Source organism: Sphingopyxis sp. 22461, from assembly GCF_052044915.1.
Taxonomy (GTDB): Bacteria; Pseudomonadota; Alphaproteobacteria; order Sphingomonadales; family Sphingomonadaceae; genus Sphingopyxis.
Map to the genome: position 1 here is coordinate 12,502 of NZ_JBQENY010000010.1, position 14,018 is coordinate 26,519.

The 14,018-nt window shown below is 59.9% G+C and carries 14 protein-coding genes; 11 read left to right on the forward strand and 3 right to left on the reverse strand.

Features of this window, described 5'->3' with window-relative positions:
- Nucleotides 1–12 precede the first annotated feature (12 nt).
- Entirely contained in the window at nt 13–1,836 is a 1,824-nt protein-coding gene (locus tag ACTJI5_RS16725) for a flavin-containing monooxygenase (RefSeq protein WP_440861113.1), read from the reverse strand.
- A 413-nt stretch (nt 1,837–2,249) separates the two neighbouring features.
- Here ACTJI5_RS16725 and ACTJI5_RS16730 point away from each other — a divergent pair, with 413 nt between their 5' ends.
- Nucleotides 2,250–3,005 (forward strand): SDR family NAD(P)-dependent oxidoreductase, encoded by a 756-nt coding sequence (locus tag ACTJI5_RS16730; protein ID WP_440861114.1) that lies wholly within the window; start codon nt 2,250–2,252, stop codon nt 3,003–3,005.
- Between the two features lie 72 nt (nt 3,006–3,077).
- Here the strand turns inward: ACTJI5_RS16730 and ACTJI5_RS16735 are convergent, their stop codons facing one another.
- Nucleotides 3,078–3,845 carry an IclR family transcriptional regulator domain-containing protein gene (locus tag ACTJI5_RS16735; protein ID WP_440861115.1) on the reverse strand — a complete coding sequence of 256 codons (768 nt, stop codon included), beginning with the start codon at nt 3,843–3,845 and terminating at the stop codon, nt 3,078–3,080.
- A gap of 89 nt (nt 3,846–3,934) precedes the next feature.
- Between ACTJI5_RS16735 and ACTJI5_RS16740 the strand changes: the two genes are divergently transcribed.
- From ACTJI5_RS16740 to ACTJI5_RS16785, 10 genes are all read left to right on the forward strand, one after another.
- Nucleotides 3,935–4,951, forward strand: a complete 1,017-nt coding sequence (locus tag ACTJI5_RS16740) for a 3-carboxyethylcatechol 2,3-dioxygenase (protein WP_440861116.1) — start codon at nt 3,935–3,937, stop codon at nt 4,949–4,951.
- Between the two features lie 39 nt (nt 4,952–4,990).
- Entirely contained in the window at nt 4,991–5,857 is an 867-nt protein-coding gene (locus ACTJI5_RS16745) for an alpha/beta fold hydrolase (RefSeq protein WP_440861117.1), read from the forward strand.
- Between the two features lie 141 nt (nt 5,858–5,998).
- Nucleotides 5,999–7,675, forward strand: coding sequence for a bifunctional 3-(3-hydroxy-phenyl)propionate/3-hydroxycinnamic acid hydroxylase (locus ACTJI5_RS16750; protein WP_440861118.1), 1,677 nt, complete (start codon nt 5,999–6,001; stop codon nt 7,673–7,675).
- Nucleotides 7,676–7,753: 78 nt separating this feature from the next.
- Complete coding sequence (locus tag ACTJI5_RS16755; protein WP_440861119.1) at nt 7,754–8,539, forward strand: fumarylacetoacetate hydrolase family protein; 786 nt, start codon at nt 7,754–7,756, stop codon at nt 8,537–8,539.
- A gap of 99 nt (nt 8,540–8,638) precedes the next feature.
- Nucleotides 8,639–8,956 carry a 2Fe-2S iron-sulfur cluster-binding protein gene (locus ACTJI5_RS16760; RefSeq protein WP_440861120.1) on the forward strand — a complete coding sequence of 106 codons (318 nt, stop codon included), beginning with the start codon at nt 8,639–8,641 and terminating at the stop codon, nt 8,954–8,956.
- Nucleotides 8,957–9,181: 225 nt separating this feature from the next.
- The gene (locus ACTJI5_RS16765; RefSeq protein WP_440861121.1) at nt 9,182–10,471 is read left to right on the forward strand and encodes a 3-isopropylmalate dehydratase large subunit; all 1,290 of its coding nucleotides are present in this window, start codon (nt 9,182–9,184) and stop codon (nt 10,469–10,471) included.
- Nucleotides 10,468–10,992: a hypothetical protein gene (locus ACTJI5_RS16770; protein WP_440861122.1), complete on the forward strand. Its 525-nt coding sequence runs from the start codon at nt 10,468–10,470 to the stop codon at nt 10,990–10,992. The genes ACTJI5_RS16765 and ACTJI5_RS16770 overlap by 4 nt, the downstream gene beginning before the upstream one ends.
- Before the next feature lie 23 nt (nt 10,993–11,015).
- Nucleotides 11,016–11,927, forward strand: coding sequence for an isocitrate lyase/PEP mutase family protein (locus ACTJI5_RS16775; RefSeq protein WP_440861123.1), 912 nt, complete (start codon nt 11,016–11,018; stop codon nt 11,925–11,927).
- Nucleotides 11,928–11,980: 53 nt separating this feature from the next.
- On the forward strand, nt 11,981–12,532 hold the full coding sequence (locus ACTJI5_RS16780) for a nuclear transport factor 2 family protein (RefSeq protein ID WP_440861124.1): 552 nt from the start codon (nt 11,981–11,983) through the stop codon (nt 12,530–12,532).
- A gap of 24 nt (nt 12,533–12,556) precedes the next feature.
- On the forward strand, nt 12,557–12,943 hold the full coding sequence (locus ACTJI5_RS16785) for an EthD domain-containing protein (protein ID WP_440861125.1): 387 nt from the start codon (nt 12,557–12,559) through the stop codon (nt 12,941–12,943).
- A gap of 44 nt (nt 12,944–12,987) precedes the next feature.
- Here the strand turns inward: ACTJI5_RS16785 and ACTJI5_RS16790 are convergent, their stop codons facing one another.
- Nucleotides 12,988–13,878, reverse strand: coding sequence for an SDR family NAD(P)-dependent oxidoreductase (locus ACTJI5_RS16790; protein ID WP_440861126.1), 891 nt, complete (start codon nt 13,876–13,878; stop codon nt 12,988–12,990).
- Nucleotides 13,879–14,018: the final 140 nt, after the last annotated feature.

Here is a 14,018-nt window from a genome sequence, read left to right on the forward strand (position 1 = left end):
AGGCGACCGTAGCTATGCCGTTTCCACAGCCTGCTCGTTGCTCTCGTTCTTCCTGGATAACTTGGGCCGACGGCGGCGTGCTTCCGGGATGAGCCCGTCAAGATCGGCCTTGATAAGCAACGCAAGGCGTTTGGACCCTGGCCTCATCTGATTGATGCCGCCGCCGTTGAACCACAATCCTCGCTGAGCGGTCTGACCCCACATATTGGCCCACTCGCCCTCGTCGTCGAGCCGTGCGATCTCGCCCACCTGCTCGGCGATGGCCTCGCCGAAACCTTCAACGACCTCCGCCTTGCGGCTTTCATAGCCGGTTGCGAGAACGACGATTCCGGCTTCGATCACGGTACCGTCGGTGAGCTTCACACCATTGGGAACGAATTCCGCGATCCGGTCGAACTGCTCGATTTTGATCTTCCGATCAGCAATGATTTCCGACGTACCGGTGTTGAGGTAGTAACCGCCGCCCGTGCGAAGGAAGAGGTCGAGCCAGCCCTGACCGTTTACGCCGTCGCCAAGCCGCAAACCCGCGGCCTTCAGACGGGTAAGCAGCTCGCTGTCGAGATCCTTGGCCATCTCGTGATAATTTCGGCTGGCCGTCTCACGCAGCGGACCGATAAGACCGATACCATAGCGTAGATCAGTCAACTCGGTCGGTATTTCCGGGTTCATATAGGCAGCATAGGCCAGATTAGCAGTCTCAACGTTATTGATCACGACAGGACTGCGCTGGAGCATCGTGACATCGACCCCGCCCTTGTAGAGGTCGTTCGCGATATCGTGCGCGCTCGTTGCAACACCCACAATGATCGCGTTCCTGGTGTCATAATCAGACCGCTTTGTGTATTCGGACGAGTGCATGACCTTCCCGGAGAAGGAGGCCAGTCCCGGCAGATCGGGTACGGACGGTTTTCCGCCGATACCTCCCGTCGCGAGCACGATGTGACGGGGATGCAGGGTTCGCTTGGCGCCATCGGCGCGTTGGACCACGGCGTCCCAGCGTTGTTGGCTATGGTCATATTCGGCACTGACGAACTCTGTGCCGGTCCAGACATTGAGATCCATGTAGCGCGCGTACAGGTCGAGCCATTCGCCCACTAAGTCTTTGGACAAATACTCGGGGTAATGGGGCGGGAAAGGCAGGAAGGGAAACTGGTTCATCTCTACGGGATTGTGGAGGACCAGCGCTTCGTATCGGGTGTTCCAGCTGTCACCGACCTTGCTGTGCCGGTCTACGTTCAGCACATCGACACCAAACCGGCGCAGATATGCAGCTGTTACGACGCCTGCCTGTCCGGCGCCCACGACGAGAACCTCGGGGTTGCCTTCGCTGTAATTGCGCGCAAAATCGCGGTTCTGCTTCCAGGTTTCTCCCGCACTTTTGGGTACATAGCCGCGGCCCCGGGGATGCGGCTTGGGCCGCACGATTGTGTCGAGATCCTCGATCCGGGTGAAGATCGCACTCGCCTTCATCCCGAAGGGCGTGCTCTCGTCAAGAACCGCGTTGACCAGTAGCAAGCACGACGCGTTCTCGGTGTCGAATTCGTAGAATGCCTCGACCGTGGAGGCCGAACCGTTCTGCACGACGTGAGGGGCAGGCCATTTGTCGGAAACTCTGAAATGTCTTGCCTTCACGTCGCGTGCGAACATGATAAGTTTTGAGATGACGCGCTCGCGGCCGCTGAACTGCCTATAATCCCACGTGAGCGCGCCGTTGTCGCGGAAATATGCGGGGTCACAGAACATTCGGGCCAACTTTGCTTCATCGCTCGAAGCAAGTGCGTCCTCGAACGCTGACACCCATTTTACGGCCATGGACCCGATATCGACTTCGTTCATCTATCTACCTTGCCTCACCTTGATCATATGTGCCTGCGGCGCGACCCGAACTTATTCCTGAGCCCCCGTTCGCTGCAGCGCGCCGTCAGGAGGGGGGAGCGTCGATGTCAAGCATCGCACACGCCTATATGGAAACCTGATACGTCGGCGGCCCGAACGCTGCTACCCCCAACAACAGGAATGTTCTCTATGAGAACACATGTTGGGCGTTCAGCGGAAACTGCTGCTCCATAGTTCAAGGGCGAACGCCGCTTCTCCATCTTCCGGATTGCGAGCCGCCGGCGAGGCAAGCAAGCGCGTTCGCCTAGAAAACATTTCGTTCAACCGCATTGTGTTAGAAGGTCTCCAACAGATAGGGGGAGCTAGACGTCGGCCCAAGCTTCTTGGCTCGGCACCGTGCGGAAGGAAGAGCGATGAAAGACGCTGTGATATACCCAAGTCTTGCTAGACAGGTCTGCTGGGTCTCCGGCGGAGGCAGCGGCATCGGCGCTGCCTCCGCGCTTGCCCTAGCGACGAGCAAGGCCAAGATTGTAATAGCGGACGTTGACGACAAATCCTATCCTGCGTTGCGCGAGGAGATCGAGGCGCGCGGCGGGGAAGCCTCGTTCAGCCGCGTCGACATTCTGGACGACAGTTCGGTCAGATCGAGTTTCGATGACGCGATCGCGCGCTTTGGCAGACTCGACGCCGTTGTGAACTCCGCCGGCCGGACGAGCACGGAGCGCGAAGATGATTTTGAGCGCAACGTCGATATGTTCCTTCTCGGGACGTGGCGTGCGATGCGCGCCAGCATTCCCTTGCTCCAGCGCGGAGGCGGAGGATCGATCGTAAACATCGGGTCGATCGCCGGCGTTACCGGGTCGATTGGGCCTACCGGGTACGGACCCGCCAAGCATGGCGTGGTCGGGGCGACTAAGGACGCCGCGCTGAAATATGCGGGAGACAATATCAGGGTTAACGTGCTCTGCCCCGGATATATCGAGACGCCGATGACAACTAAATTCCAGGCGGAGGGCGATGCGCTCATCAAGGACAAATTGCGCGTTCCGATGGGGCGCTGGGGGCGGCCCGAGGAAATTGCGGCGGTTGTCGCTTTCCTGGCGTCGGACCAAGCGTCCTTCATCACGGGACAAGTTATCGTCGCAGATGGGGGGCTGACAGCACGCTGAGGCGGGCGGAAGGGAACATCTGATACAGTGGTGCGGCCAGCCAAGCCGCTTGGCGCTAAAGCGAAATTTGCGTCAATCGCCGGATAGCCTCTTCCGCTCATCGAAGTCGTGCAGCAATTGTTCGACGTCGTGAACACAGGCCTTGAGTTTGGTCAGATAGCGTCCTGCCGCCTGTTCTATGGTCATGACGCTGCGAAAGAATACGATGTTGACGGCACCGACCACTCTGTTTCCGGGCGCGAGAACCGGCAAAGCTATCGCGCTGATTTTGCTCTCAGTCTGCCCGGCGGAGCTGGCGTAACCACGCTCCCTTACTGTCTGGACGACCCGATCGACGGTCGCACGGTCGCGCACGTCGTCAGCGTTGATGCCTCCAAGGCGGTCGATAATCTCTAGTGCTGATTCCCGTTCGTCGTTGGACATGGCGGCCAGAATTGCGGTGCCCAACGCGGAACGGACCAGATGGCGTTCCTTGCCGATCATACGGCGGTGGATCGACATGGGGCTGATCTTGTGAGTCGAAAGCCGAATCGACACGCGGCCTCTTTCGAAGCTCGCGAAATCGCAGGGCCAGAGTATATCCTTACTGAGTTCGAAAAGAGCCGGCCAAGCGAGCTGTGTGACGATATCGTCGTCCTTCAGCCCATCCGCCAAATGCGCGAACTTCGGAGTGAGTGCCAGGGCCGAGTCTTCGCTCCGCCGCGATACATAACCGAGTTGGACCAGCGTGCCGATAATGCGGTAAGTCGAAGACCGGTCGATACCTGTCGCAGCGCTGAGTTCTCCGACCTTCGTCCAGCCCGATTCACTCAGTGCTTCGATAACCTGAAGTCCTCGCATCAGGGACCGTACATCCTTGTAAGGATTGTGCTCCAACGGTCTAATCCGCCCCTTTTGCGTTCACTGAGCGAACACAATGGCAAAGGTTGTTGCCAATCGTCAAGCGATTTTCAATCATCTCTGGGCGTATTGCGAATTCCATATCGGACAACGGATTTTCCAGAGGGGGTGCCATGATTGCCGGGTGTATCTGTCTATCTCACAGCCCTCTGAAGGACAGGAACCGCCCTCAGGCTGCGGTAGAAGAGCGATTCAGCAAGGCGCTCCAGAATGCCGCCGACTTTGTCGCTGAGCAGAAGCCGGATCTTACAATCATCTTCTATCCCGATCATCTCAACGGCTTTTTCTATAATTTGCTGCCGCCCTTTTGTATCGGCGTGGAGGGATCGTCGATCGGCGACTATGGAACGGCTGCAGGGAAGCTCGATATCCCCGAGGGTCGCGCGGCCGATCTGGCGCGATCGGTCCTCGCTTCCGGCGTCGATTCAGCCATTTCCTATAATATGCAGGTTGACCACGGTGGTATTCAGCCCCTGGAATGGCTGTCGGAAACGCACCCGCTGTTCAAAATGATCCCGATCTTCGTCAATTGTGCCTCGCCGCCGCTTCCGACCTTTGAACGCGCTCGCGCGCTGGGTCGTGCGGTGGGCGACTGGGCGCGCCGTGCGCCCGAGCGCGTTATGATCATCGGATCGGGGGGCTTGTCGCACGACCCGCCAGTTCCTGCGCTTGCAACCGCTTCGCCAGAAGTGCGCGAATTGTTGGTGACCGGCGGACAGCTCGATTTCGCTCAGCGATTCAGAAGGCAGAGTCGGGCGCACGGTGAGGGCAATGCCATGGCCGTCGGCCGGTCCAGCCTGTTACCGGCCAACGCCGAGTGGGACCGAAGGCTTCTGGATGCTTTCATGGCCGGAGACCTTTCGGTTCTCGATCAGGTGTCGGACACGGCTATTTCGCAGGCCGGGGGTCGGGGCGGGCATGAAACGCGTGCATGGATAGCAGCACTGGCGACGCTCGGGCCGAACTATTCGGCAACTGAGCTTTTTTACGAAGTGGTGGACGAGTGGATAACCGGCATGGGAATTCTACAAGCAACCGCTGCCTGAACCCGGTCTACGACCGAATGTATCAAGGATGAGAGAATAATGTCGGAACACCACCGGTCTATTTGGTCCGATCTGACGGGCGCGTCGTTCACGCAGGGCTATCTCGATGCGGGCGGCATAAAGACACGCTTCATCTCATCGGGATCGCCGGACAAGCCGCTGTTGCTGCTGCTGCACGGAACCGGCGGCCATTCGGAAGCCTATAGCCGAAACTTTGCGGCCCATGGCGAGCACTTTTGGACGGTCGCTATTGACCTTATTGGTCACGGTTGGAGCGACAAGCCGGGCGGAAGCTACGAGATCGCCGACTATGGTGCACATGTGCTGGCCGTAATGGATGCGCTCGGCGCTACCCGAGCGCATATTTCGGGTGAATCGCTCGGTGGATGGGTCGCCGCCTGGATAGCAGTTCATCATCCGCAACGCGTGGACCGGCTGGTGCTGAACACGGCCGGCGGCTGGACGGCGCACGCAGAGGTCATGGCACGCATCAAGCGTCTTTCCATGGAAGCAGTTCGCGACCCGAGCGTCGAGCGAATACGGACCCGGCTCGAATTTCTCATGCACGACACGTCGAAGGTGAATGACGATCTTGTAGAAACCCGACGTGCGATCTACGCTCAGTCCGGCTTTCCTGACATTATGGAGAAAATCCTGTGCTTGCAGGACATGGAAACTCGCCAGCGTAACATGTTCTCGGACGAGGAGACACGCGGGATCGCTTCGCCCACCCTCGTTCTGTGGACCTCGCACGATCCGACCGCGTCTCCTGAAGAGGGCAAGCGGATCGCCGATCTGATTCCGAACGCACGCTACGAGGTCATGAACGGATGCGGGCACTGGCCGCAGTTCGAAGATCCGGACAAGTTCAATGCCATCCATTTGGGTTTTCTATTGGATGCTTGATCCCCGTCCTTGCCTGCCGCGGTTTTGCAACGTTGACATTGGCCATGAAATGAGCGGCCGAGGTCATGTCGACGCTTCAGCCAGACGGGACTACGATCCGCCAGCTAACATCATCAACGTCCGAGGGACGGGGGAAACGACGTGACGTTAAGCGATGCCGCGCTTCCGGAATCTGTAGACGTAGCGATCGTCGGCGCGGGGCCCGTGGGACTGACGATCGCGAACTATCTGGGATTTATGGGCGTCAGCGCGCTCGTCCTCGAACAGCGCGACAGGCTGATCGACTATCCGCGCGGGGTCGGGATGGACGACGAGTGTCTGCGCAGCTTCCAGGCGATTGGCCTTGCGGACATTATCGCCAGTCACACCACGCCCGCTCAAAAGATGCGCTTCCTGACGATGACGGGCAAGACATTCGCGCTTATCGACCCCAAGACGAGGGAGTTCGGCTGGCCGCGTCGTAGCTCATTCATTCAGCCGATGGTCGACAAGATCCTGTATGAAGGTGCGCAACGGTTCGATGATGTTCAGATTGCCTTCTCCACCGAAGTGTCATCTTTCACGGACGAAGGCGATCACGTCAGAGTTGCGGTCGAGACCGGGGAGGGCGCGCGGACGATCCTGGCCAAGTGGCTGGTGGGCTGCGACGGCGGCCGCAGCATCGTCCGCAAGGCGCTCGACATCGCGTTCGAAGGCATTACCGACGCTACGCGGTGGGTGGTCATCGATCTGGAGAATGACCCCCTCGGCCTTCCCGATTCCTACCTGCACTGCGTCCCTTCGCGACCCTTCGTCTCCATAGCCTTGCCGCACGGTCTTCGTCGGCTGGAGTTCATGGTCCTCGGCGATGAAACGGAAGAGGAGCTCTGCTCCCCCGAGGGCATCCAGCGACTGTTGGCACGCGCGCTGCCCTACCCGGAGCGCGCCAAAGTCATGCGTAGCCGCGTCTACACCCATAATGCGCGGCTCGCCCGCTCCTTCAAGAGCGGCCGCGTCATGATCGCCGGGGACGCCGCCCACCTCATGCCGGTCTGGCAGGGCCAAGGTTATAACAGTGGCATTCGCGATGCCACCAATTTGGCATGGAAGCTCGGCATGGTGGTACGCGGCGAGGCGTCCGATTCCATCCTGGAAAGCTATGAATCCGAGCGGCGCAAACATGCCAAGGCCATGATCGACCTGTCTGTAACGGCCGGCCGCATCTTTGCGCCTACGAACAGGGCGATCGCGTGGCTCCGCGACAGGGTGGCGCTGGCGCTAAATGCGATCCCGCCCGTGAAGCGGTATTTCGTACAGATGCGCTTCAAGCCCATGCCGCGCTTCACCCACGGCGTCATCCTGACTGCCGCCAATGGAGAGCCAGCAGGGCGGGCGACGGGCAGATTGTTTCCTCAGCCCGACGTGATGGCGCCTGGCGGAAAGCGCAGCCGGCTGGACGACTTTATCGGATTGCGCTTCGCGGTGCTGTCCTGGGGAACCGATCCCCAAGTGCACATGTCGCCAGAAACGCGGCGGTTCTGGACGGATATGGGCGCCGCGCTGCTCGCGGTCGTCCCGATAACGCAACTCGACGGCTTCCAGGGCGAGGTGCTGCCGGGCACGTCGCTGGTCGGTGACCTGAATGACGTGCTGCACGACTGGTTCGCTGACCAGGATGCAGACGGATCGATCGTGCTGCTGCGTCCAGACCGCTTTGTCGCAGGCATAGTCCAGCCGCAAAATCTCGACGACGCAAGCGGCGTGCTGCAACGGATGATCGGCGGACGATCAACGGCCGACATTGCGGCGCATGCGACGGCCCCGCTGCTTGAGGCTTGAATGCGAGCCGGGGACGGCCAGCGTCGGCGGGCCACAGTGCCGCCGATTTGACGATCGAAATGGTTCATGGAGGAATGGATGGGCGACGAGGGCATGGTGGAACGATATGCCGAGGAATTGTTCGGCGCGTTGCGTGCGAACCGCAGCGTGCCGCCGCTTCGCGATCGGGAAAAGCTGTCGCTCGACCACGCCTACCGAATCTCGCTGGGCATATTGGCGCGGCGGGAAGCCGACGGGGAGCGGGTCGTCGGAAAAAAGATCGGTGTAACGTCGAAGGCGGTACAGGATATGCTGGGCGTGAATCAGCCCGATTTCGGTTTTCTGACAGATCATATGCACGTCGATCAGGGTGCCTCCGTCCAGATCGAGGGAAAGCTGATCGCGCCGCGGGTCGAAGCGGAGATCGCGTTCATTCTCAGGGGGGATTTGCACGGTCCGGGCGTCACCGACGCAGATGTGCTGGCGGCGACCGAGGCCGTGTGCACCTGCTTTGAAATCGTCGACAGCAGGATTGACGACTGGAATATCCAGATCGTCGATACCGTCGCCGACAATGCCTCATGCGGCATTTTCTTGCTCGGCGACGCGCGCGTCAACCCGCGCGACCTTGATCTGCCCGCGCTCAAATGTCAGGTATTCAAGAATAACCGGCTGCTGTCCGAAGGATATGGCTCGGCGGTGCAGGGATCGCCGCTCACCGCCGTCGCCTGGCTCGCCAACACGCTCGGCCGCTATGGCGTGCCGCTCAAGGCCGGGGAAATCATCCTGTCCGGCTCGCTGGTCCCCCTGGAACCAGCGAAACCCGGTGACAAGTTTCGGACACAGATCGACGGCTTGGGTTCGGCGGAGATCAGCTTCGTTTAGCTAGCGGCTGCACATGTCGCCCGAATGGACGATCCGCTGACAATATTTCACACACCACGGCAGTGCAGACACGCCAATTTTGCAAAGGATTTCCCTCTAATGCCAAAACTCCTGGTCATCACCCGCGACGGAGCCGAACATTTGATCGACGGCGAAGTGGGCGTTTCGGTCATGGACAATATTCGTGGCAGTTCCATTGACGAGCTTTTGGCGCTTTGCGGCGGCTGCTGCTCGTGTGCGACCTGCCACGTCAGGATCGACACCGACTTCGCCGACAAGCTGACGCCGATGAGTGAAGATGAAGATGATCTGCTCGATGGCTCGGAACATCGGGATGCAACTTCGCGGCTTTCCTGTCAGCTCATTGTGACCGACGAATTCGATGGTTTGCGCGTGACGATCGCACCCGAAGATTGATCTTTCAGGCGATCTTCAGAAAAGCGTCACCGGAAACGGCGAGGGGGGCAGCGATCACCGGGGGGACTGCCCCGCTTCCTGTCTGGGCCAGCTGCGTGATTCGAAACGATATGCGCGGATTGGCAAAGCTTTTCTGACCCTGCGTGGCCCCGGGGTGGTCTAGGATCGCGTCACGGCTGAGCACGACGAGAGCGGGAAAACAACACATCGAGCTGGGAGATTGTCATGGGATCGACGATGACGGCCAAAATTTTGGCGAAGGCATCCGGCCGTGATCAGGTGCGGCCGGGCGACGCGGTGCTCGTCAAGATCGATCTGTTGACCTGCGTCGATGCCGGACCTTTTATCGACGAGCTGCGCGCGCGCGATTTGAAAGTATGGGATCCCGAACGAATTATTTTTTGCTTCGATCACATTTTTCAACCCGACTGGATGCCCATTCGAGCCGAAATCGAGCACCCGAGGATCAAGGAGTTCGCCAGGGAACAGGGTATCCCGCCTCAGAATATCTATGACGTCGGTCGGAACGGGATTTCGCATCAGATTCCGGTCGAGCAGGGTTGGGCGGTACCCGGCGCTGTCTGCCTTGGCGTGGATACGCAAAGTTCCACGATGGGGGCAGTAAACTGCTTCGCCATGCCGGTTCTTAATGGTTCCGAGCCAATCCTCATCACCGGCGACATCTGGATGATCGTGCCGGAGTGTGTGCGCATCGATCTGACGGGCGACCTGCCGCGGGGCGTGAACGGCAAGGATGTCGTCTATCGATTGATCGCCGATTTGGGCGAATCTGTGCAGGGAAAGGTCATTGAGTTCTCCGGTCCCGGTGTCGGATCGCTGCCGATCGACGTACGCCTTGCCATCGCCAACGGCTCCGTCCAGATCGGCGCGCTGACAATTATATTCCCCGCCGATGACCATCTGATCGACTATATTTCGCCGCGGGCGCGCAGTGCGTTCAACGCGGTCGCCGCCGACGATGAAGCGGAATATGCAGCGACCTACGATGTTGATTTGTCTACATTGGCGCGTCTGATAGCAGGGCCACACGAGATCGACCTCGTGCGGAGGGTTGATGAACTCGCTGGATTGGACGTGACGGCGGCTTACATCGGTTCCTGTTCCAGTGGGCGACTGGACGACCTCGCGCTGGCTGCAGACGTCCTGCGGGGCCGAAAGGTTCATCCATCGGTGAGGCTCGTCGTCACCCCGATCTCGGCCGACACCCACCGCGATGCGGCGAGAGACGGCATATTGCAGGATTTGCTCGATGCCGGTGCGACCGTCACGCAACCGGGTTGCGGCGCGTGCTACAAGGGCAATCTTTCGCCGCTCAAGCTGGGGAGCGGCGAGCGTTGCATTTCCACGTCCGTAGAGACCTTGCGGGGACGCATGGGTAGCATGGACGCGGAAATCCTGCTGGCCAATGCGGCAGTCGTCGCCGCCTCGGCCATTGAGGGCCGAGTGGCGGATCCCGGTCCGTACCTTGCGCGTCAAGTGGAGCTGCAGGCATGAAGCTGCTGGGAAAAGTGTGGAAGTTTGGTGATGGGTTACGCGCGCTCGATATCGTGCCTCCCGATTATGACGAACTGGGGATGGGTTACGAATGGAATGCCTGCGCCGAGCATCTCTTCGAAAAGATTGAACCACGCTTCAAGACCGAAATGGCGCGTGGGGACATCGTGATAGCGGGCGAGGGGCTCGGCGCGGGTCACGCGCATTATTACATGGCGGCGATCATGGCGAGCAAGGTCGGCGGCATCAGCGCCATGCTGTGCGAGACGGTCAATACACTGTTTCAGCGCGCCGCCATCGATCAGGGCTTCGCGGTTTGGCCAATGGGAGGCATTCAGGCTTTCGTATCTCAGGGCGACGTGCTGGAGATCGATCTCGCAACTGGAAACGCGCATAACCGGACAACCGGCGAGGCGGCGGCTTTCGTCCCGGTTTCACCGCTTATCCTGAACATCCTTGAGGCTGATGGCAGTCTCAACTGGGCGATGCAGCGCGTTAGCGCAACGCCCCAGACGGCATAGGCCGAAGAGCGAAAGACAAGACGATGCGATCGACGAAGAAATTTCGAGAAGAACTCAGGAACGGGTTGGTGATAGCGCCGGGCTGCTACGATGCGCTTTCCGCGCGGCTGGCAGAAGCCGCCGGCTTCCGTGCCGTTCACATGACAGGCCTGGGTGTCGAAGCGTCACAACTGGGAGCGCCCGATCTCGGCCTGTTGACCATGACCGAGATTGCGAGCCATGCGGCTCGCATCGCTGGATGCATCGACATCCCGGTGATCGCGGATATCGACACCGGTTTCGGCGGCGTCCTGAACGTCGGCCGCACGATCAAGGAAATGGAGCGGGCGGGCGTCGCCGGCGTCCATATTGAGGATCAGGCAATGCCGAAACACTGCCCCCTGCTGGCGGGGCGCACGATCGTGGGGCAAGAGGAAGCGGTCGATCGCTTGAAAGCGGCGCTGGACGCACGGACCGATCCCGACTTTGTGATCGCGGCGCGGACCGATGCCGACACCATCTCGTTTCAGGAGATTGTCGACCGCTGCAACCTGTATCTTGAGACCGGGGCAGACTTGGTGATGCCGATCCTCATGAATGTCGAGGGGCAGTCCTTCTTCAGTCTGCCGCCCACGGAGCAGATGCGGTGGACGCGGAAGCTCCTGGCGGAGATCAACGGGCCCGTCATGGGTATGGGCAATGGCCCGCCCGAGGGATTCACGACGTCGGATATGGGCGCGGCGGGCTATTCTCTTGTCATGTACGCGGCCAGTCCTTTGGGGGTGGTTGCAAACGCTCTCGCGGCATTCTTCCAGGACATACGGGAGCACGACACGGATCTTGCATATATCGCGGCCCATCCGGGCAAGTATCACGATCCGCTGGAGTTGATGCGCGCGGCACGCCTCGACACGTTCGTTGACCTGGAACGGCGCTACACCAGGGCGGCCGAGTAAGCAGCCAAGCTGCTGGGGACGGTGAATATGCACATGAGAAGAGGAGAGGCTGGATGCCCGGAATAAATGCGGACTTGTTGCTTCACAACCTGGAAGCACGGCGTCAGATCGAAGACGTGCTGGCGCGAATTGCGCGAGGCGTGGACCGGCTGGACCGGGAACTCATGATCTCGGGCTATCACCCCGACGGTATGGACTATCACGGCTCGTTCGAGGGCTCGCCCACCGAATTCGCGGACTGGGTGGTCGACCGGCATAGCGGTAACATCGAACAGTGCATGCACTTCTTGGGCCAGATCAACCTGGAGATCGACGGGGACAAGGCGTCTTGCGAGTCGAACGTCGTTGTCTTCTATCGGATGGTGAAGGACGGCGTTTCCTACGACATGCTGTCGCCAGGCCGCTATCTCGATCGCTTCGAATGCCGCGATGGCGAATGGAAGATCAGCGAGCGCCTCGCGATGCACGAAAAGGATCGGCTCGACCCGGTCGTTTTCAAGATGCAAGGGCCATTTGTCGATATGTTGTCCAAGGCGCGAAGGGACAAGGACGATCCGTCCTATGCCTTCTTCGGCGGCGCACCTATGCCCAGGGCCAAGGCGTGACAATCCCTATCAAAGGCGTTCAACATGAAGATAATCGTGACGATCCAGCGGAAGCCGGGCATGACTTCCGCCGCGTTCCGCGACCATTATGAGCGCAGCCACGTCGCGCTCGCTCACAAATATCTCGGACATTTGTTCACGGACTATCGTCGCAATTACGTCCTGCAAGAGGACGAGGACGGGACGCCGAGCCCCAGCAATTCCGACGCCACATGCGATGTCGTGACCGAGATATGGCTGAGGGATGAGGCGGCGTGGACGGAGTTCCGGCAAATTCTCGCCGATCCGGAGATCGGGGCGATTTTTCGCGAGGACGAGACACATTTCATGTTGCAATCGCAACTCACCGTTTTCCCGGTAGAGGAGGTGCGGTCTCCGGCCGAGGTGCTTGGCGCCGCGATCGCGACTTGACGTAGCCTGCGCAAACGGCGAGCTGTCGCCGGGCAGTTGGCGTCTCAGACGAGAGGATGATAGGCATCTCGGTAGGGGCCAAATCTTGCCTCCAGCCCCTCCTCTCCAATTGGGTGGGTAAAGCAGATTGGCCTGTTGGCCAGGATCGCGGCGACGACCATTTGGCCGACAACTTCCGGTTCGATCGCCTTCTGCGAAAGCTCGCCCCCAATCGGCGTCGTCATTGCGCCGCGGCCCGCCTCGAGCATGGTCAGTTTTTCGCCCCGTTCCTCAACGTAACTTGAATAGGGGCGCACCTTCATATCTGCTGCCTGCTCCTCGGCCGAGCGTAATTCCCCGCTCTTCTGTGCCGCAGGCGTGTTGACCAGGCCGGGATAAAGGATCGTATAGCCGAACCCGTAAGGGCGCAGCTCCTCGCCGGCGACGCGCGTGAGGCCCGTGACGGCTTCTTTCGTCATCGCGTACACAGAGGTGCTCGGGTATGTCAGGATCGCCGATTGCGACGATGTGTTGACGATATGCTTCTCTCCCACCTGCTCCCGCATCCTGGGGACGAACACATGGTATCCATTTAAGATGCCCCAGATATTGATTCCGACCATATACTGCAGGTCGGCATAGCTCGTATCCCAGATCGCGCGGAACGGTCGAACCGCGACACCTGCGTTGTTGCACAGAATCTCGACCGATCCGAAGCTATCGAAAGCGAGGTCGGCCAATCGCCGCATATCGTCGAGCTTGGAAGCATCGGTTCCGAGCGCGACCGCCCGCCCGCCCTTGTCGACGATTTCGGATCGCACATGCTCGGCCGCATCCGCGCGAATGTCTGCGACGACAATATTCACACCGGCGTCAGCCAGGGCGTGCGCCATGGCCCGGCCAATGCCGTTTCCGCCGGCAACGATCACTGCGGTCTTGTTGCGCAAGTCTTTCACTGCATCCTCCGCTCATGGCTTTCGCAGCGCGGCACTCCGGGATCACCCCGATGGCTGGTCCGCCCGCCCATCGATAGTAGGGCGGCTGCCGCAGCGGGAATAGTTTCACGATCGGATACGAACAGCATTGCACGTTTACC